17 protein-coding genes and 4 tRNA genes are annotated in these 17925 nt (G+C 65.3%); 12 read left to right on the plus strand and 9 right to left on the minus strand.

Going from position 1 to position 17925, the window contains the following annotated elements:
* Nucleotides 1-39 precede the first annotated feature (39 nt).
* The 11 genes from CFE50_RS11855 (at nt 40) to CFE50_RS11905 (ending at nt 5905) form a co-directional block, all read left to right on the plus strand.
* Nucleotides 40-279, plus strand: coding sequence for a DUF2789 domain-containing protein (locus tag CFE50_RS11855; RefSeq protein ID WP_286733726.1), 240 nt, complete (start codon nt 40-42; stop codon nt 277-279).
* Nucleotides 280-336: 57 nt separating this feature from the next.
* Complete coding sequence (locus tag CFE50_RS11860; RefSeq protein WP_007162893.1) at nt 337-468, plus strand: hypothetical protein; 132 nt, start codon at nt 337-339, stop codon at nt 466-468.
* Nucleotides 469-655: 187 nt separating this feature from the next.
* Complete coding sequence (locus CFE50_RS11865) at nt 656-1645, plus strand: DctP family TRAP transporter solute-binding subunit (protein ID WP_286733728.1); 990 nt, start codon at nt 656-658, stop codon at nt 1643-1645.
* Between the two features lie 72 nt (nt 1646-1717).
* On the plus strand, nt 1718-2839 hold the full coding sequence (locus CFE50_RS11870; RefSeq protein ID WP_241809394.1) for a beta-ketoacyl-ACP synthase III: 1122 nt from the start codon (nt 1718-1720) through the stop codon (nt 2837-2839).
* A 70-nt stretch (nt 2840-2909) separates the two neighbouring features.
* Nucleotides 2910-3788 (plus strand): ParB/Srx family N-terminal domain-containing protein, encoded by an 879-nt coding sequence (locus CFE50_RS11875; protein ID WP_027597598.1) that lies wholly within the window; start codon nt 2910-2912, stop codon nt 3786-3788.
* Between the two features lie 99 nt (nt 3789-3887).
* A tRNA-Ala gene (locus tag CFE50_RS11880) sits at nt 3888-3963 on the plus strand.
* A 41-nt stretch (nt 3964-4004) separates the two neighbouring features.
* Nucleotides 4005-4080 (plus strand) — tRNA-Glu (locus CFE50_RS11885).
* Nucleotides 4081-4120: 40 nt separating this feature from the next.
* Nucleotides 4121-4196 (plus strand) — tRNA-Ala (locus CFE50_RS11890).
* 34 nt (nt 4197-4230) lie between these two features.
* Nucleotides 4231-4306: transfer RNA gene (locus tag CFE50_RS11895), tRNA-Glu, on the plus strand.
* A gap of 133 nt (nt 4307-4439) precedes the next feature.
* Nucleotides 4440-5582, plus strand: coding sequence for a GNAT family N-acetyltransferase (locus CFE50_RS11900; RefSeq protein ID WP_286733732.1), 1143 nt, complete (start codon nt 4440-4442; stop codon nt 5580-5582).
* Nucleotides 5576-5905 (plus strand): YnfA family protein, encoded by a 330-nt coding sequence (locus CFE50_RS11905; RefSeq protein WP_286733734.1) that lies wholly within the window; start codon nt 5576-5578, stop codon nt 5903-5905. Before CFE50_RS11900 ends, CFE50_RS11905 begins: the two co-directional genes overlap by 7 nt.
* Nucleotides 5906-5920: 15 nt before the next feature.
* Here the strand turns inward: CFE50_RS11905 and CFE50_RS11910 are convergent, their stop codons facing one another.
* From CFE50_RS11910 to CFE50_RS11925, 4 genes are read right to left on the minus strand one after another with little or no spacing between them, the layout of a single operon-like run.
* Entirely contained in the window at nt 5921-6151 is a 231-nt protein-coding gene (locus tag CFE50_RS11910) for a YheU family protein (protein ID WP_286733736.1), read from the minus strand.
* Nucleotides 6152-6205: 54 nt separating this feature from the next.
* Nucleotides 6206-7393, minus strand: coding sequence for an osmoprotectant NAGGN system M42 family peptidase (locus tag CFE50_RS11915; RefSeq protein WP_286733738.1), 1188 nt, complete (start codon nt 7391-7393; stop codon nt 6206-6208).
* On the minus strand, nt 7390-9129 hold the full coding sequence (ngg, locus tag CFE50_RS11920) for an N-acetylglutaminylglutamine synthetase (RefSeq protein WP_286733741.1): 1740 nt from the start codon (nt 9127-9129) through the stop codon (nt 7390-7392). Before ngg ends, CFE50_RS11915 begins: the two co-directional genes overlap by 4 nt.
* A gap of 13 nt (nt 9130-9142) precedes the next feature.
* Entirely contained in the window at nt 9143-10915 is a 1773-nt protein-coding gene (locus tag CFE50_RS11925) for an N-acetylglutaminylglutamine amidotransferase (protein ID WP_286733742.1), read from the minus strand.
* A gap of 398 nt (nt 10916-11313) precedes the next feature.
* Between CFE50_RS11925 and CFE50_RS11930 the strand changes: the two genes are divergently transcribed.
* Nucleotides 11314-11574, plus strand: a complete 261-nt coding sequence (locus CFE50_RS11930; RefSeq protein ID WP_007162739.1) for a type B 50S ribosomal protein L31 — start codon at nt 11314-11316, stop codon at nt 11572-11574.
* Between the two features lie 23 nt (nt 11575-11597).
* Here CFE50_RS11930 and metR read toward each other — a convergent pair whose 3' ends face one another.
* The 5 genes from metR to CFE50_RS11955 form a co-directional block, all read right to left on the minus strand.
* On the minus strand, nt 11598-12515 hold the full coding sequence (gene metR / locus CFE50_RS11935) for a transcriptional regulator MetR (protein ID WP_007162740.1): 918 nt from the start codon (nt 12513-12515) through the stop codon (nt 11598-11600).
* A 156-nt stretch (nt 12516-12671) separates the two neighbouring features.
* On the minus strand, nt 12672-14201 hold the full coding sequence (glpD, locus tag CFE50_RS11940) for a glycerol-3-phosphate dehydrogenase (RefSeq protein WP_286733748.1): 1530 nt from the start codon (nt 14199-14201) through the stop codon (nt 12672-12674).
* Between the two features lie 156 nt (nt 14202-14357).
* Entirely contained in the window at nt 14358-15122 is a 765-nt protein-coding gene (locus tag CFE50_RS11945) for a DeoR/GlpR family DNA-binding transcription regulator (protein ID WP_007162742.1), read from the minus strand.
* Nucleotides 15123-15293: 171 nt separating this feature from the next.
* The gene (glpK, locus tag CFE50_RS11950; protein ID WP_286733750.1) at nt 15294-16802 is read right to left on the minus strand and encodes a glycerol kinase GlpK; all 1509 of its coding nucleotides are present in this window, start codon (nt 16800-16802) and stop codon (nt 15294-15296) included.
* Between the two features lie 30 nt (nt 16803-16832).
* A complete protein-coding gene (locus tag CFE50_RS11955) occupies nt 16833-17705 on the minus strand; it encodes an MIP/aquaporin family protein (RefSeq protein WP_027601308.1) in 873 nt (290 codons plus the stop codon).
* Nucleotides 17706-17925: the final 220 nt, after the last annotated feature.

A 17925-nucleotide genomic window follows, 5' to 3' on the forward strand; every position in this document is an offset into this window, starting at 1 on the left:
ATGCCTGGCGTAACGACCGATAACCGCCTGGAGACCCCCATGGAACTTCCCGTTCACGATCTGACGACCCTCTTCGAACAACTGGGCCTGGACGCCGATCCGGCTGCCATCGATGACTTCATCGCCAGCCATTCGCCGCTGCCCGACGAGGTAAAGGTGTCCGAAGCCGACTTCTGGTCGCCGGCGCAAAAGGCCTTTCTCAAGGACGAAATCATGGGCGACGCCGACTGGGCGCCGATCGTCGACGAGCTGAACGTCCGTCTGCATAGTCATGACTAATGCTGTAGGGCTGGAGGCTTCCAGCCCTGCCACACTCCTCATGTCCGGAGATTTGCCATGAACGCCGTCCATGCCCAGCAGCAGCCCAACGATCCGCCCGTCGCCGATGACGAAGACGAGGTCAGCGAAGAGCAACTCGACGAATCCGTCGAGGAAACCTTTCCCGCGAGCGATCCGATCTCGCCCTGATGGATTCTTGGCGCCGTTTCGACGGCGCTGTTCCTACCCCTGATCCGGCTTTCCTGCACTTTCGTCGTGCAGTTTCCCTCTGTTGACCGGCCTTTGTTCCCGCGACTGCTAAGGTAATCGCGTCGCGCACGCACTGCGACCGGGGTCGCGCATGCGATCCAATGGATCGTTCAACGCAGGGAATCCCATGATCAAGACCTTTTTCGCCACCCTGGCCGGCTCGCTTATCGCTCTGGCCATGCCCTTCGCCGTGGCCGAACCCATCGTCATCAAGTTCGCCCATGTGGTGACGGACGAGACGCCCAAAGGACGCGGCGCCCTGCAATTCCAGAAGTTGGTGCAGGAGCGGCTGGCGGGCAAGGTCAAGGTCGAGGTCTACCCTAATTCCAGCCTGGTGGGCGATGCCGACGAACTGGAGGCGCTGCGCAGTAACAAGGTCCAGCTGCTGGCACCCTCGGTCTCCAAGCTCAATGCCCTGGCCAAGCCGCTCAGGGTCTACGATCTGCCCTTTCTGTTCGACAACATCGAGGCGGTCAAGCGCTTCCAGCGCCGCGACAAGAGTCGCGAACTGCTGGGCAGCCTGGCTCCCCATGGCATCACCGGGCTGGCCTACTGGAACAACGGTGGCCGGCAACTCTCGGCCACCCGGGAAATTCACGTTCCCGCCGACCTCAAGGGCCTGGCCTTTCGCGTCGAGTCCTCCGATGTGCTGGCGGCCTACTACCAGCAACTCGGCGCCCAGGCGGTCAAGCTGCCCTTTGCCCAGGTCTACGACGCCCTGCGCACCGGCAAGGTCCAGGGCGCGGAAAATCCCTGGTCGAACCTGCTGGGGCAGAAGATCAATACCGTGCAGCCCTATATCGTCGAGGACAACCATAGCTTTCTCACCTACATGCTCATCACCAACACCACCTTCTGGAACGGGCTGCCCTTCGAGATCCGCAGCGAGCTGGAGGCCATTCTCGACGAGGTGTCCCAGTCGGTGAATCGCGATGCCGAAGCCATCAACGCCAAGGCGCGCGAGCGGGTGGTGGCGGCCAATACCAGCAGGATCCTGGTGCCGACGGCTGCCGAGCGCGAGGCCTGGCGCGCGGCGGTGGCGCCCCTGATCAAGGAGTACGAAAGCGAAGTGGGCAGCGACGTCCTGCGCGCCGCCGAGGCGGCCAATCGGCGCTGAGATTGCACGGGCGTCCACCCCGGATTTGCGGCAAACTGGCACGGCGTCATCCCGACAACAAGAGGAATAGCCGTGCAGCACGCGGTCATCAGCGGTAGTGGGCTCTATACGCCGCCCGAAAGCATTTCCAACGACGAGCTGGTTGCGTCCTTCAACCAGTGGGCAGGCCAGTGGAATGCCGAGCATGCCGAGGCCATCGCCCAGGGCAGCCTGGCGCCCCAGCCGGAATCCAGCGCCGCCTTCATCGAGAAGGCCTCCGGCATCCGCAGCCGCCATGTGGTCGACAAGGCCGGCATCCTCGATCCGGCGCGCATGGTGCCGCGTATCCCCGAGCGTTCCAATGACGAGCCCTCGATCCTCTGCGAGATGGGTGTCGCCGCGGCGCGTGAAGCCCTGGAACGGGCCGGAAAGACGGCCGCCGACATCGACGGCGTCATCGTCGCCTGCTCCAACCTGCAGCGGCCCTATCCGGCGGTGGCCATCGAGGTCCAGGCCGCGCTGGGTATCCAGGGCTACGGCTTCGACATGAACGTCGCCTGTTCCTCGGCGACCTTCGGCCTGCAGACCGCAGCCAACGCCGTGCAACTGGGCCAGGCGCGGGCGGTGCTGGTGATCGATCCAGAGATCTGCACCGGCCACCTGAATTTCCGCGACCGCGACAGCCATTTCATCTTTGGCGATGCGGCCACCGCCCTGGTGGTGGAGCGCGCCGATCAGGCGACCTCGGCGCACCGCTTCGAGATCCTCGGCACCCGGTTGTTCACCCAATTCTCCAACAACATCCGCAACAACTTCGGCTTTCTCAACCGCGCGGCGGAGGAGGGCATGACCCACCCGGACAAGCTGTTCGTCCAGGAAGGGCGCAAGGTGTTCAAGGAGGTCTGCCCGCTGGTGGCCGAGCTGATCGGCAATCACCTGGCCGAACTGGACATCCCCGTCGAGCGGGTCTCGCGCTTCTGGCTGCACCAGGCCAACCTGGCGATGAATCAGCTCATCGTCAAACGCCTGCTGGGTCGCGAACCCGAGCCCAAGGAGGCGCCGGTCATCCTCGATACCTACGGCAACACCAGCTCGGCCGGTTCGGTCATCGCGCTGCATCTGCATCACGAGGATCTGGCCAGCGGCAGCCTGGGGGTGCTCAGCTCCTTTGGCGCGGGCTATTCCATCGGCAGCGTGGTGCTGCGCAAGGTCTGATCGACGGCAGGAGTCTTCCCGGGATGACCGTTGTCGGACCTGGGAAGACCTCTTGAAATAGGAAGACCCCGTGCCGCCAGGAAGCCTGCTCCAGGTGCAGCTGCATCAGCTGCGCCCCACCCAGCCCGCGATCGGCCACGACCAGGTGCTGTACAAGCTCGGCAAGTACGCCTGCGACCGGCGCAAGCTGTTCGACGACTACTGCGAAGCCAATGGCCAGCACCTGAGTGGTGGCTTCCAGCCGAGCACCAGTCTGCGCTCGGCCGGCGACGCCCTCGGGGTACGGCCGCCAGGTAGCTGTCCGGATGAAATGAAGACCGTCGTCATAGGTCCGGGGCGGCAGCTCTATCTCACCGACGGCCACCACACCTTTTCCGCCTTCTGGGAGCATCCCGGCGGCGGCCCCGAGACCCCAGTGTGGGTCAGGGTCACCGACGATTTCAGCGACGCCGCGAGCATGGCCGACTTCTGGATCCGCCTGCTCGACGAGCGCAAGGCCTGGCTCAAGGATCCCCAGGGCCGGCCCATCCTGCCCGAGCAGCTGCCGCCGACCCTGGGGCTCTCCGCCATGGCCGACGACCCATACCGCGCCCTGGTCTATTTCACCCGCCAGATCGGCTACGACAAGCCGCGGACCCCGGATGGCCGGGTGTTGCCGTCGGAATTCCTCGAGTTCTACTGGGCCGAATGGCTGCGCATGCTGCTGCCGCTGCGGGACTACGATCTCGACGATCGCAAGAGCTACGCCAAGGCGGTGGAGCAGGCCGCCAGGCTGATGGTGGCCAATCCGGGCATGCTGATCGGTAGCTCGGGCCGTACGGCGCTGGAGATGGGGGCCTATCGCGCCCTGGACAAGAAGGTCCTGCGCAAGCTCTCCTCCAGCGACGGCAAGTTCACCTACCTGCTGGCCGCCCGCGCCCAGCGTGCGGCCCTGTCCCGGGCGATCTAGTCGGTTTCCGGCTTAAGTGTCTGTTACTAGCAGGTTTTTTTCTTATTGGTGTTGACAGGGGAGGCCGGGCCTCTTAACATGCGCCCCGTCCTGACCGACGGGGCTATAGCTCAGCTGGGAGAGCGCTTGCATGGCATGCAAGAGGTCGACGGTTCGATCCCGTCTAGCTCCACCAAATTTCGGTTTCGCCTTCGGGGGGAATCGGTAGAAGGTTTCGTCCCCTTCGTCTAGTGGCCTAGGACACCGCCCTTTCACGGCGGTAACAGGGGTTCGAGTCCCCTAGGGGACGCCATATCAGTCACGTATCCCAGACGTGGCGAGACGTTGTACGCGGGGCTATAGCTCAGCTGGGAGAGCGCTTGCATGGCATGCAAGAGGTCGACGGTTCGATCCCGTCTAGCTCCACCAAATTCGCGGTCCGCAAGGATTGCACCAGGGTAACGTCCCCTTCGTCTAGTGGCCTAGGACACCGCCCTTTCACGGCGGTAACAGGGGTTCGAGTCCCCTAGGGGACGCCACACTCGAAAGAAACCGCCTCACGGCGGTTTTTTTTCGTCCGCACGAAAGCCGGCCGCCAGAGTCTTTCACAGGAGCCGTCCGGCTACTCATCTGTGTTAGACCTGTAGGCCGAGTCCAAGCAAGGGGAGTGGGATGATCGTCGAGTATCTCTACAGCTTGGCCCAGGTGCCTGCCGCCCAGTGGAACGCGCTGCTGGCGGACGACCAGCCCTTTCTGCGCCATGAATTCCTCGCCACCCTGGAAGACAGTGGCAGCCTGGGGCAGGGGACCGGCTGGCAACCGGCGCACCAGATTCTCAAGGATGAGCAGGGGCAGCTGCGGGCCGCGATGCCGGCCTACCTCAAGATGCATTCCTATGGCGAATACGTCTTCGACTGGGCCTGGGCCGATGCCTGCCGCCGTGCCGGGATCGACTACTATCCCAAGCTGCTGGCCGCGGTGCCCTTCTCGCCGGTACAGGGGGCGCGCCTGCTGGGCGATCCCGCCGCCTGCGCGACCCTGCTGGACGCCACCACCGGCAGCCTGGCCGGTCTGGAGCTCTCCAGCCTGCACGTCAACTTCACCGATCCCAAGGCCGATGCCCTGCTCGAGGATCGGGAGGGCTGGCTGGCGCGGCTTGGCTGCCAATTCCACTGGCATAACCGCGGCTATGGCGACTACGGCGATTTCCTGGCTGCCCTGACCTCGCGCAAGCGCAAGCAGCTGCGCAAGGAGCGCGACCAGGTCGCCGGTCTGGGGGTGAACTTCGAATGGCGGACGGGGAGCGAGCTGAGCGAAGCCGAGTGGGATTTCGTCTATGCCTGCTATGCCAATACCTACGAGGTGCGTGGCCAGGATCCCTATCTGACCCGCGCCTTCTTCAGCCTGCTGGCCGAGCGGCTGCCCGCGGCGATCCGGGTGGTGCTGGTCCGCCAGGGCAGCCGGCCGGTGGCCATGGCCTTCTATCTCAAGGACGGCGACACCCTCTATGGCCGCTACTGGGGCTGCCTGCAGGAATTCGATCAGCTGCATTTCGAGACCTGTTTCTACCAGGGGATCGAATACGCCATCGCCGAAGGGCTGCAGCGCTTCGATGCCGGCGCCCAGGGCGAGCACAAGCTGATTCGTGGCTTCGAGCCGACCCTGACCCGTTCCTGGCATTACTTGGTGCATTCGGGCCTGAGAGCGGCGGTGGCGGAGTTTCTCGAGCAGGAGCGCGACGGCGTCCAGGCCTATGCGCGGCGGGCCGCCGAGGCATTGCCCTATCGCCAGGAAGACGGCGCGGCCCCATGCTGAACTATCTTTGGTTCCTGCTGGCCGCGCTGTGCGAGATCGCCGGCTGCTATGCCTTCTGGCTCTGGCTGCGGCTGGATCGCAGTCCCTGGTGGATAGCCCCCGGACTCGCCAGCCTGGTGCTCTTCGCCCTGTTGCTGACCCGTATCGAGGCGGCCTATGCCGGGCGTGCCTATGCCGCCTATGGCGGCATCTATGTGGTGGCTTCGCTGGGCTGGCTGGCGCTGGTCGAGCGTACCCGACCGACCTGGGCCGATCTGGCGGGCGGTCTGCTCTGCGTGGCGGGGGCGCTGGTGATCCTGCTGGCGCCGCGTGGCAGTGCCTGACGGGCGCGAGAGGCGCTAGTCGTCCAGCAGCTCGGGCGGCACGTCGCGGCGCAGCATCAGCTGGCAGAGGGCGCTGTCCGGATCGAAGAGGATGACGGCCTCGCCCGTTTCCAGGGCGCGGCGCGCGCGCTGGGTCCGGGTCGCCAGGGGCGTCTCGTCACCGTTGTCGGTGCCGTCGCGGGTGACGAAGTCTTCCAGCAGGTTGTCGAGGGTGGCGGCAGCGAGCTGGTCGTGGGGGATGATCATCGAGAGGTGCCTGGAAAAAGGCGCCCAGGATACCCCAGGCGCGTTGATCGAACGCTATTTGCTGCCGTCGCCGACGACCTCCTCCAGCGGCGGCAGGTGCGTCTGGTTGTCCATCTGGGTGTCTTCTGGCAGCAACTGGTGACCGAAGCGGTCGAGCGAGCTGTCGGCCGGCTGGGCATCGCTATCGAACACCGGCGGGCTGAGCATGTAGCCGGTCAGCAACTGGCTGAGCGCCGCCAGGCTGACGATATGGGTGCGCTCGTAGCCGTGGGTGGCGTCGCAGCCAAAGGCCAGCAGGGCGACCCGTACGTCCTGGCCGGAACTGATCGCCGAGTGGGCGTCGCTGTAGTAGTAGCGGAACAGGTCGCGGCGCACCGGGATGTCGTTGCGTTGCGCCAGCCGCAGCAGGTGCCGTGACAGGTGATAGTCGTAGGGGCCGGCGGAATCCTGCATGGCCACGCTGACGCGGTGCTCGTCGGAGCGCTGGCCGGGCGCCACGGGGGCGATGTCGATGCCGACGAATTCGCTGACGTCCCAGGGCAGGGCACCGGCGGCGCCCGAACCCACCTCTTCGGTGATGGTGAACAGCGGGTGGCAGTCGATCGGCGGGGTCTGGCCGGTTTCCTTGAGCATCTTCAGGGCGGTGAGCAGGGCGGCGACGCCGGCCTTGTCGTCCAGATGGCGCGAACTGATGTAGCCGCTGTCGGTGAATTCCGGCAGCGGATCGAAGGCGACGAAGTCGCCGATCTGCACGCCCAGCTGCTCGGTCTCGTGGCGACTCTTGGTCACGGCGTCCAGGCGCAGCTCGATGTGGTCCCAGGTCACCGGCATCTTGTCGATCTCGGTGTTGAAGGCGTGGCCGGACGCCAGCAGCGGCAGCACGCTGCCTCTCAGGGTACCGTCGTCGGTGAACAGGCTGACGCGACTGCCTTCGGCGAAGCGACTCGACCAGTGGCCCACGGCCGCCAGGCCCAGGCGACCGTTGTCCTTGATCTCGCGGACGATGGCGCCAATGGTGTCCAGGTGCGCAGAGACGGCCCGGTCCGGACTCTCCTTGTGCCCCTTGATGGTGGCGCGGATGGTGCCGCGACGGGTCAGCTCGAAGGGGATGTCCAGTTCGTTGAGGCGTTCGGCGACATACATGACGATGGTGTCGGTGAAACCCGTGGGGCTGGGGATCGCCAGCATGTCCAGCAGGACCTTGCGCAGGTAATCCAGATCGGGCTCGGGCAAGCGATTCATAGCGGAACCTCCCGGGACAGCGGGAACAGCAGGTCGATGAAGCGTTCGGCGGTGGGGTGCGGCTCGTGATTGGCCAGGCCCGGCCGCTCGTTGGCTTCGATGATGACGTAGTCGGGCGCATCGGCGGCGGGCACCAGCAGGTCCATGCCGGTGACCGGGATATCCAGCGCTCGGGCCGCCTGGACGGCGGCGTCGGCCAGCACCGGATGGAGGCTGTCGGTGACGTCCTCGAGGATGCCGCCGGTGTGCAGATTGGCGGTCTTGCGCACGGCCAGGTGGGTACCGGTCGGTAGGACGCTATCCCACTCGTAGCCGGCGCTGCGGATGGCGCGTTCGGTTTCCTCATCCACCGGGATTCGCGACTCGCCGCCAGTGGCGGCCTGGCGCCGGCGACTCTGGGCTTCGATCAGGTCCCTGACGCTGTGCTGGCCGTCACCGACGATCTCCGCCGGGCGGCGAATGGCGGCGGCCACTACCTCGTGGCCGATGACCACCACCCGCAGGTCGAGACCTTGATGGAAGCTTTCCAGCAGCACCCGGTCGTCATACCGGCGCGCGGCCTGGATGGCGGCGGCGAGGTGCTCGGCGTCGCGGATGTCCACCGCCACGCCCTTGCCCTGTTCGCCGTTGACCGGCTTCACCACCAGGGCGCCGTGTTTCTCCAGGAAGGCGGCGTTGTCGTCGTCGCTGCCCGCCAGTTGCTGTTCCGGCACCCGCAGCCCGGCCCGGGCCAGGGTACGGCTGGTCAGCACCTTGTCGGCGCAGAGAGTCATGGTCACCGCAGAGGTGAGATCGGTCAGGGACTCGCGGCAGCGGATGCGCCGGTTGCCCTGGATCAGGGTGAAGAGACCGCCCTCGGCGTCATCCACCTGCACCTCGATGCCGCGTCTCAGGGCTTCGTCGACGATGATGCGCGCATAGGGATTGAGTTCGGCCGCCGGCCCGGGACCGAGGAACAGCGTCTGGTTGATGCCGTTCTTGCACTTGATCGCGAAGGTCTGCAGCGGCCGGAACCCCAGCTTGTCGTAGAGTCGCTTGGCCTGCAGGTTGTCGTGCAGCACCGACAGGTCGAGAAAGGCCAGGCCGCGACTGGCGTAGTGTTCGATCAGATGGCGCACCAGCGCCTCGCCGACACCGGGTCTACTGCAGTCCGGGGAGACCGCCAGGCACCAGAGCGAAGAGCCGCCATCCGGATCCTGGAAGGCCTTGACGTGATTGAGCCCCATCACCGAGCCGATGATGGCGCCGCTGTCGTCGTCCTCCGCCAGCCAGTACACCGGTCCGCCCTTGTGCCGCGGGGTCAGTCGCTCGGTGTCGACCGGCAGCATGTGGCGCTGCTGGTACAGACGGTTTATCTCGCTCCAGTCCTGGGCGGAGCAGGCGCGGCGGATGCGAAAGCCGCGATAGATCCGGCGGGCCGGACGATAGTCGCTGAACCAGATCCGCAGGGTGTCGCTGGGGTCAAGAAACAGCTGCTGCGGCGCCTGGGCCAGCACCTGGTGGGGTGCGGCCACATAGAGGGCGATGTCGCGCTCGCCGGGCGTTTCAGTGAGCAGTTCCTTGGCCAGGCTGGCGGGGTCGGGATAGGTATGGCCGATGAGCAGCCGGCCCCAGCCGCAATGCAGGGAGAGCGGCTGGCAGGTGGGATGGTCGCCTTCCGCCAGACGCGCCTGCAGCCGTTCGTAGGAGGGCGTCTGGGCGCGCTGGAGGCGCTGGTTGTAGCTGGTCGCTTTCATGGGTGTTCCGCCCTTACAGTCCGTGCTCGCTCAGCCAGAGGTTGAGCGCCGCGAGTTGCCAGAGCTTGGAACCGCGCAGGGGGGTGATGCGGTCGGCCGGATTGGTCAGCAGGCGATCGATCTCGGCGGTCTCGAACAGGCCGCGATCCTGGCTGGGATCCAGCAGCAGTTCCCGCACCCAAGTCAGGGTGTTGCCTTCCAGGTGCTTGAGGCCCGGCACCGGGAAATAGCCCTTGGGCCGGTCGATGACTTCCTGGGGAATGACCTTGCGCGCCGCCGCCTTGAGCACCTGCTTGCCGCCGTCGCCCAGCTTGAATTCGGCGGGGATGCGTGCCGAGAGTTCGGCCAGGCGATAGTCGAGGAAGGGCACCCGGGCTTCCAGGCCCCAGGCCATGGTCATGTTGTCGACCCGCTTGACCGGGTCGTCCACCAGCATCACGGTGCTGTCCAGGCGCAAGGCCTTGTCGACGCCGGCGCTGGCGCCAGGCTTGGCGAAGTGCTGACGGACGAAAGTCTCGGCGGCGTCTTCCTCCAGGCGCACGCCGGCCTGCACGGTGGCGGCGTACTGGGCATAGTCGCGATCGAAGAAGGCGGCGCGGTAGGCAGCGAAGGGATCAGCGGCGCCATGCACCTGGGGATACCAGTGGTAGCCGGCGAAGAGTTCGTCCGCGCCCTGGCCGCTCTGCACCACCTTGCAGTGCCTGGAGACCTCCCGCGACAGCAGATAGAAGGCGATGCAGTCGTGGCTCACCATAGGCTCGCTCATGGCCGAGAAAGCGCGCGGCAGCTGCTGGATGATCTCGTCCTCGGCGATGCGCAACTGGTGGTGGCGGGTGCCGTAGTGATTGGCGATCAGGTCGGAATACTGGAATTCGTCGCCGCGCTCGCCGCCGGCATCTTCGAAGCCGATGGAGAAGGTCAGCAGGTCCTTTACCCCCGAATCGTGCAGCAGGCCGACCAGCAGACTGGAATCCACCCCGCCGGAAAGCAGCACCCCCACCTCGCGCGCCGCCCGCTGGCGGATCGCCACGGCGTCCTTGAGGCCATGCAGGACCCGTTCGGCCCAGTCGTCCAGGGTGTAGCGACGCTCGTCTTCGTGGGGACCGTAGTCCAGGGTCCACCAGGTTTCCTGGTGCTGCTGGCCGGAGGCGTCCACGGTCATCCAGGTCGCCGGGGGCAACTTCTGCACGCCCTGCAGGATGGTGCGCGGCGCGGGCACCACGGCATGGAAATTCAGGTAGTGGTTGAGGGCGACCGGATCGATGCGGGTGTCGATGTCACCGGCCTCCAGCAGCGCGGGCAGGCTGGAGGCGAATCTCAGGCGCTTGTCGGTAAAGGACAGGTACAGCGGCTTGATGCCCAGGCGATCCCGGGCGATGAACAGCCGACCGCTGTCGCGCTCCCAGATGGCGAAGGCGAACATGCCATTGAGCTTGGGCAACATGGCCTTGCCCCAGGCGTGATAGGCCTTGAGCAGGATCTCGGTATCGCCGCCGGAGTGGAAGCGGTAACCCTTGGCTTCCAGCTCGCTGCGCAGTTCCGGGTAGTTGTAGATGGCGCCGTTGAACACCATCGACAGCCCCAGCTCCGGCTCGATCATGGGCTGGCCCGAGGCTTCCGCCAGATCCATGATCTTCAGCCGCCGATGGCCCAGGGCGACCGGCCCCTGGCTATGGAAACCCCAGGCGTCGGGGCCGCGCTGTTCGAGGCGGTGGGTGATGCGCTCCACCGCGCTGATGGATGCAGGTTGACGATCGAAACGAAGCTCTCCGGCGATGCCGCACATGGTGCTGTGCCTCTTGAATCCTTGGGATGCGGCGCGGTGAGTTCAATCCCGAACCCGGCGTGCGCATCCAATGCGTGTGGACTTCTCGCCATCCTTGAGAAGCCAATGCAGGGGCGCTGTGCGGGTGAACAGGGCAGGGGGCGGACAGCTCGTCTGTCTGGCGCCGCGGACCTGAACGCACGCACCGACCGACAGCGGGTCTCAGAAAGTGTGGGGTACCGCCGGTCAGGGCCTCAGGTTACGAGCCCCGTGCGCGGCGGATGGTTCCATTGGAAAGGCCGTGGCTGCCGTCACCGTCACAGGTGGGGCTGCAAAAACGACCTTTATATGTTATAATGTATCTTTAATCGGTGCGCAGGAGACATCCCGTCTCGGGCGCCCAGAGCAGGAGACGCCTCATGAAACCCGGTATCCATCCCAACTACCGTCCCGTGCTGTTCCACGACACCACCTCGGACACCTACTTCCTGATCCGCTCCACCGCCGAGAGCGACCGTACCCAGGAATACGAAGGCGAGACCTATCCCTACATCAGCCTCGACGTATCCAGCGCCTCGCACCCCATCTACACCGGTGAGCAGCGCCAGATGAAGGTCGAAGGCCGGGTCTCCAGCTTCAACAAGAAGTTCGCCGGCTTCCCGGGCGGCAACAGCAAGTAAGCCCTGGCGCGCAGCGCGCCGGCTCAGCGCGCGCTGCTGACCCCTTCCAGGGTGGCGAAGGAGGTGTCCTTGGCGGTCAGCAGGAAATCCTGCATGAAGGGCGCCTCCAGCATGTCCTCGCGGATCGCCGCATAGAGCGTCGCATACAGCCCTTTCTCGCCCAGTCGCCGCGCGGTCACATAGCCGCGCGAGCTGTACTCGTGGATCGCCCAGTTGGGCAGGCAGCAGACGCCACGCCCCGAGGCCACCAGCTGCAGCATCATCACCGTCATCTCCGCCGTGCGCACCGACAGCGGCTCGACATCGGCCGGATCGAGGAAGCGGGTGAAGATATCCAGCCGATCGCGCTCCACCGGATAGGTGATCTGCGTTTCCTGAGCGAGATCCTCGGGGACGATATAGGGCCGTTGCGCCAGCGGATGCTGGTTGGCTACCGCGAGCAGGGCCTCGTAGGTGAACAGCGGCACATAGGTCACCCCCGAGAGGTCCACCGGATCGGCCGTCACCACCAGGTCCAGATCGCCCCGGGCCAGCGCTGGCAGGGGCGCGAAGGAAAAGCCGGAGGCCAGGTCCAGCTCCACTTCCGGCCAGGAATCACGGAACTGGTCGATGGTCGGCATCAGCCACTGGAAGCAGCTGTGGCATTCGATGGCCATGTGCAGGCGACCCGCCGTACCCCCGACCAGACGCGCCAGGTCCCGCTCGGCACTGCGCAGGTGCGGCAACACCGCGTCCGCGGTCTGTAGCAGCCGCAGGCCGGCACTGGTGAAGCGAATGGGTTTGGTCTTGCGGATGAACAGCGGGGTCCCCAGGCGTTCTTCCAGTTCCTTGAACTGATGGGAGAGGGCGGACTGGGTCAGGTGCAGCCGCTCGGCGGCTTCCACCAGGCTGGAGGATTCACGGAGAGCATGCAGGGTTTTCAGGTGACGGAGTTCGAACATGGCGCTGACACTGGAGACAAAGGCGCATCATGAAGACTTTTCATGGTGCTGCCTATGCTCTGACGCCCCTGGCCAGTCCTTGCCGGTTCGATTGCCGGGTGAGTTCTGACCGTCCCCGAGCGGATTGCCCGCTCGGGAGACAGCTCTTCTCGCGTCTCAGGCCGCGTTGCTGCCCTTGGTGGCCTGGGCCGGTTCCGAATGCGCCAGGAAGTCTTCCAGGGCCGCCCGCTCGGCGTCGGTGAACACCAGGCCCAGCTTGGTCCGCCGCCAGAGCACGTCATCGGCGCGAGTGACCCACTCGTGACGCTGCAGGTATTCCACCTCACGCACATGCAGATCGGCGCCTAGCACCTTGCCCAGCTCTTCCACGGAGCGCGAATCGCCCAGCAGGGTCCAGACCCGGCTGCCGTAGGTGGTCGCCCAGCGCTGGGCCAGGGCGGGCGTCAGGCCGCTGACCTTGTCCAGCAATTCGCGGGTGAGCGCCTGGGGCGTGGTCATGTGCTCGCCACCGGGCAGCGGTGACGAGGCGGTCCAGCTGTTGCCCAACTGTGGAAAGAAGGGCTGCAGCTGCGCCATGGCCGATTCGGCCAGCTTGCGGTAGGTGGTCAGCTTGCCACCGAACACCGACAGCAGCGGCGCACCCTGTTCCTCGGCCAGCGACAGGGTGTAGTCGCGGGTGATGGCCGAGGGGTTGTCCGATTCGTCGTCGCACAGCGGGCGCACGCCGGAGAAGGTGTGCAGCACATCGTCGCGGCTTAGCTGCTTGCGGAAGTGGGCGTTGGTCACCCCGAGGACATAGTCGATTTCCTGGTCGGTGATGGTCACCTTGGCCGGATCGCCCTGGTACTCGCGATCCGTGGTCCCCACCATGGTGTACTGGCCCAGGTAGGGGATGGCGAAGACGATGCGGCGGTCTTCGTTCTGCATGATGTAGGCCTGCTCGCCTTCGTACAGCTTGGGCACGATCACGTGGCTGCCCTGGATCAGGCGGATGCCGTAGGGCGACTTCTGCTGCAGGTCCTGGCGGATGAAGCTGGCGACCCAGGGACCGGCGGCATTGACCAGGCCCTTGGCGCGGATCTGCTGGCGGCCATGGGGCCCCTCGACCTCGACTTCCCAGTGACCTTCGACGCGCCGGGCGCTGACGCAGCGGGTGCGGGTGACGATGTCGGCGCCCTTGTCACGCGCCTGCATGGCGTTGAGCACCACCAGGCGGGCGTCGTCCACCCAGCAATCGGAATATTCGAAGCCGCGCTTGATCTCGGCCTTGAGCGGCCCCTGGGCATCGAACTTCAGGCCACGGGAACCCGGCAGCTTTTCGCGCTTGCCGAGGTGGTCATACAGGAAGAGACCGGCACGGATCATCCAGGCCGGACGCAGGTGCGGACGGTGGGGCAGGACGAAGCGCATCGGCTTGACGATATGGGGCGCCTTGGCCAGCAGTACCTCGCGCTCGGCCAGGGCTTCGCGCACCAGGCGGAATTCGTGATGCTCCAGGTAGCGCAGGCCGCCATGGATCAGCTTGCTGCTGGCGGAGGAGGTATGGCTCGCCAGGTCGTCGCGTTCACAGAGAAACACCGACAGACCCCGACCGGCTGCATCGGCCGCGATGCCTACACCGTTGATGCCACCGCCGATGACGGCGAGATCGTAAGTCCGGGGAGTTGCAGTGGGTGCCTGGGCCATAGTGCCTCCTGTGAAACGAACATAATTATTCGGTTTCGAACATAATAGCCCAGCAAAAACTCAGGTTCTAGCCAAGCCTGTGGCTTAAGACCGCTAAAACGAAAAAAAACGAATATAGACAGAGGCGAGGCGACGAATGGTCGTCGCCTCGAGGGATCAACGCGGACGCGCCACTTCTACCTTGACCTGCCATTCGCGCAGGCAGCGTGCGAAGGCGGGAGAGGGCTCCTGCTCCGTGAACAGCTGGTCGATCTGTTCCAGGCTGCCCAGGCGGATCATGGCGTTGCGGCCGAACTTGCTGGAGTCGGCGGCGAGAAACACCTGGCGGGCGTTATGGATGATGGCCTGGGAGACGCAGACCTCCTGGTAGTCGAAGTCCAGCAGGGTGCCGTCTTCGTCGATGCCGCTGATGCCCACCAGGGCATAGTCGACCTTGAACTGCTTGATGAAGTCGGCCGTGGCCTGGCCCACCACGCCGCCATCGCTGCGCACCTTGCCGCTGGCGATCAGCACGTCGAAGTCGTCCTTGGCGCTGAGGATGTTGGCCACGTGCAGGTTGTTGGTGATGACCTTGAGGCTGCGATGCCCGAGCAGGGCATGGGCGATGGCCTCGGTGGTGGTGCCGATGTTGATGAACAGCGAGGCGTGGTCGGGCACGGCCGCGGCCACGGCTTCGGCGATCAGGCGCTTTTCCTCGCGCATCTGGCCCGCTCTCATGCTGTATTCGGTGTTTTCCACGCTGGAATCGTGGGCGGCGCCCCCGTGGTAGCGCCGCAGCAGCCCGGCTTCGGCGAGCTGATTGATGTCACGACGGATCGTCTGGGGGGTGACGGAGAAATGCTGGGCCAGCTCTTCGATGCTGACGTAGCCGCGCTCACGGACCAGTTCGAGAATCTGCTGTTGGCGAGGCGCCAGGCTCATTACGGCTTCCTTGAGGTGATCGAGTAAATTCACAGAGGATGCCGTAGCTCTATCCAGGTGGAAAGCGCTTGTCGCGCAAAGCAAGACCGGCGTCGGAAGACGCCGGCCTCGTGTGGGAGCCTTGCGGGAAGCGGCCCGGCAAGTGCCGGCCGCCTCCCGGTCGGATTCGACTCAGTCCAGCGCCCAGCCGCGGGTACGCTCGACGGCCTTCTTCCAGCCCTTGTACAGGGCGTCTCTCTTGGTCGGATCACAGGCCGGTTCGAATACGCGCTCGATGGTGCTCTTGCTGCGCAACTCGTCCAGGCTGCTCCAGAAGCCGGTGGCGAGACCGGCCAGATAGGCCGCGCCGAGGGCAGTGGTCTCCTTCATTTCCGGCCGCTCGACCCGGGTGCCGAGCACGTCCGACTGGAACTGCATGAGGAAGTTGTTGGCGGTGGCGCCGCCGTCCACCCGCAGGGACTTCAGGGCTTCGCCGGCGTCCTGCTGCATGGCGTCCAGCACATCGCGGGTCTGGAAGGCGATGGATTCCAGGGTGGCGCGAATGATGTGGTCCACCTTGACGCCACGGGTCAGGCCGAACAGCGCGCCGCGGGCATAGGGATCCCAGTAGGGCGCGCCCAGGCCGGTAAAGGCCGGGACCAGGTAGACGCCGTTGCTGTCGGTCACCTTGGTGGCGAAGTACTCGGAATCCAGGGAATCGTTGATCACCTTGAGTTCGTCGCGCAGCCACTGGACAGTGGAGCCGCCGTTGAAGATGGCGCCTTCCAGGGCGTAGTTGACCTCGCCGCGGGGACCGCAGGCGATGGTGGTCAGCAGGCCGTGCTGGGACTGCACCGCCTTCTCGCCGGTGTTCATCAGCAGGAAGCACCCGGTGCCATAGGTGTTCTTGGCCTGGCCCGGCTCCACGCACATCTGGCCGAACAGGGCCGCCTGCTGGTCGCCGGCGATGCCGGCGATGGGAATGCCGGTGGTCTGGCCGCTGCCCAGGTGCGCCTGGCCATAGACCTCGGAAGAGGACTTCACCTCAGGCAGCATCTCGCGCGGGATGTCCAGCACCTCGAGCATGGTGGCGTCCCACTCGCGCTTGTGGATATCGAACAGCAGGGTGCGCGAGGCGTTGGTGTAGTCGGTCACGTGGGCCTGACCCTGGGTCATCTTCCAGATCAGCCAGGTGTCCACGGTGCCGAACAGCAGTTCGCCGCGGCGGGCGCGTTCACGGCTGCCTTCGACGTGGTCGAGGATCCACTTGATCTTGGTGCCCGAAAAATAGGGGTCGATCACCAGGCCGGTGGTCTTGCGGATATGGTCTTCCATGCCGTCGCGCTTGAGCTGGTCGCAGATCGCGGTGCTCTGGCGGCTCTGCCAGACGATGGCGTTGTAGATGGGGCGACCGGTGGTCTTGTCCCATACGATGGCGGTCTCGCGCTGGTTGGTGATGCCGATGGCGGCGATCTGCTCGTTGCTGATGCTGGCCTGGGCCAGCGCCTCGACGAACACCGCGCTCTGGGTGGCCCAGATCTCCATGGGATCGTGCTCGACCCAGCCGGCCTGCGGATAGATCTGCGCGAATTCGCGCTGGGCGATGGTCACCACGTTGGCGTTGCGATCCAGCACGATGGCGCGCGAGCTGGTGGTGCCCTGGTCGAGCGCGACGATGTACTGCTTGTTCTGGTCGGTCATGGTCTTGTTCCTTATTGTGATTCGCGGCGATCAGGACGCTTTGGAGGCGGAGGTCACTTCGGTGCGGGCACTGTCCTCGGCCTTGGCCGGAACGTCGCAGGCACCGGAGGCCAGGCCGGGCAGATGGCGGCAGATCAGCGCCTTGTAACCGGCGGCGCCCAGGCAGGCACCGACGATGGGGCCGAAGATGGGCACCAGGAAGTAGGGGATGTCACGGCCACCGGTGAAGGCGATCTCGCCCCAGCCGGCAAAGAAGGTCATCAGCTTGGGTCCGAAATCCCGGGCCGGGTTCATGGCGAAGCCGGTCAGCGGGCCCATGGAGCCGCCGATCACGGCGATCAGCAGGCCGATCAGCAGGGGCGCGAGCGGGCCACGGGGCAGACCGTTGCCGTCGTCGGTGAGGGCCATGATCATGGCCAGCAGGATCGCGGTGATGACGGCTTCGACGAGGAACGCCTGGCCAATCGACAGGGAAGGATGGGGATAGGTGGAGAAGACGCCGGCCAGCTCCAGGCTCGCCTGGCTGCCGCGGACCATGTTGTGGGCTTGTTCATAATCGAAAAACAGGCTGCTGTAGAGGCCGTAGACCAGGGCCGCGCCACAGAAGGCACCGGCGACCTGGGCCAGGATGTAGGCGGGCACCTTGCGTCTTTCGAAGCCGCCGAACAACCAGAGGGCGATGGTGACGGCCGGGCTGAGATGCGCGCCGGAGACCCCGGCGGACAGGTAGACCGCCATGCTCACACCCACGCCCCAGATGATGCTGATTTCCCACAGGCCGAGGGTGGCACCGCCGACCTTCGCGGCCGCCACGCAACCTGTACCGAAAAAGATGAGGAGGGCTGTGCCGAGGAATTCGGCGATGCATTGACCGCGTAGCGTTGGAGCGAGAAGAGTACTCATGGAGGAGCCTCGTGGTTGTTGTATTTATAGGTGGCCGGAGAGCCATTTGTTCGCAACCGAAAATCTAATTTCAAATATGAAAACTGTCAAAGCTCCTGAGCGCAAAAACAGTGACGACGTTCGACAATTCATTGCCGATGCGACGCCGCCTGCTATTTTGGTCATAGGACTTCTGGCGACAACCGGCCCGTTGGCAGGTCTCAAGAGGTAGCCGTCGCGG

Origin of the sequence: Pseudomonas sp. PGPPP4 (genome assembly GCF_002256045.1) — a bacterium.
Classification (GTDB): Bacteria; Pseudomonadota; Gammaproteobacteria; order Pseudomonadales; family Pseudomonadaceae; genus Chryseomonas; species Chryseomonas oryzihabitans.

Coding starts and splice junctions, on each gene's coding strand:
- CFE50_RS11855 (WP_286733726.1), top strand. CDS start 40: ATGGAACTTCCCGTTCACGATCTGACGACCCTCTTCGAACAACTGGGC.
- CFE50_RS11860 (WP_007162893.1), top strand. CDS start 337: ATGAACGCCGTCCATGCCCAGCAGCAGCCCAACGATCCGCCCGTCGCC.
- CFE50_RS11865 (WP_286733728.1), top strand. CDS start 656: ATGATCAAGACCTTTTTCGCCACCCTGGCCGGCTCGCTTATCGCTCTG.
- CFE50_RS11900 (WP_286733732.1), top strand. CDS start 4,440: ATGATCGTCGAGTATCTCTACAGCTTGGCCCAGGTGCCTGCCGCCCAG.
- CFE50_RS11905 (WP_286733734.1), top strand. CDS start 5,576: ATGCTGAACTATCTTTGGTTCCTGCTGGCCGCGCTGTGCGAGATCGCC.
- CFE50_RS11910 (WP_286733736.1), bottom strand. CDS start 6,151: ATGATCATCCCCCACGACCAGCTCGCTGCCGCCACCCTCGACAACCTG.
- CFE50_RS11915 (WP_286733738.1), bottom strand. CDS start 7,393: ATGAATCGCTTGCCCGAGCCCGATCTGGATTACCTGCGCAAGGTCCTG.
- ngg (WP_286733741.1), bottom strand. CDS start 9,129: ATGAAAGCGACCAGCTACAACCAGCGCCTCCAGCGCGCCCAGACGCCC.
- CFE50_RS11925 (WP_286733742.1), bottom strand. CDS start 10,915: ATGTGCGGCATCGCCGGAGAGCTTCGTTTCGATCGTCAACCTGCATCC.
- CFE50_RS11930 (WP_007162739.1), top strand. CDS start 11,314: ATGAAACCCGGTATCCATCCCAACTACCGTCCCGTGCTGTTCCACGAC.
- metR (WP_007162740.1), bottom strand. CDS start 12,515: ATGTTCGAACTCCGTCACCTGAAAACCCTGCATGCTCTCCGTGAATCC.
- glpD (WP_286733748.1), bottom strand. CDS start 14,201: ATGGCCCAGGCACCCACTGCAACTCCCCGGACTTACGATCTCGCCGTC.
- CFE50_RS11945 (WP_007162742.1), bottom strand. CDS start 15,122: ATGAGCCTGGCGCCTCGCCAACAGCAGATTCTCGAACTGGTCCGTGAG.
- glpK (WP_286733750.1), bottom strand. CDS start 16,802: ATGACCGACCAGAACAAGCAGTACATCGTCGCGCTCGACCAGGGCACC.
- CFE50_RS11955 (WP_027601308.1), bottom strand. CDS start 17,705: ATGAGTACTCTTCTCGCTCCAACGCTACGCGGTCAATGCATCGCCGAA.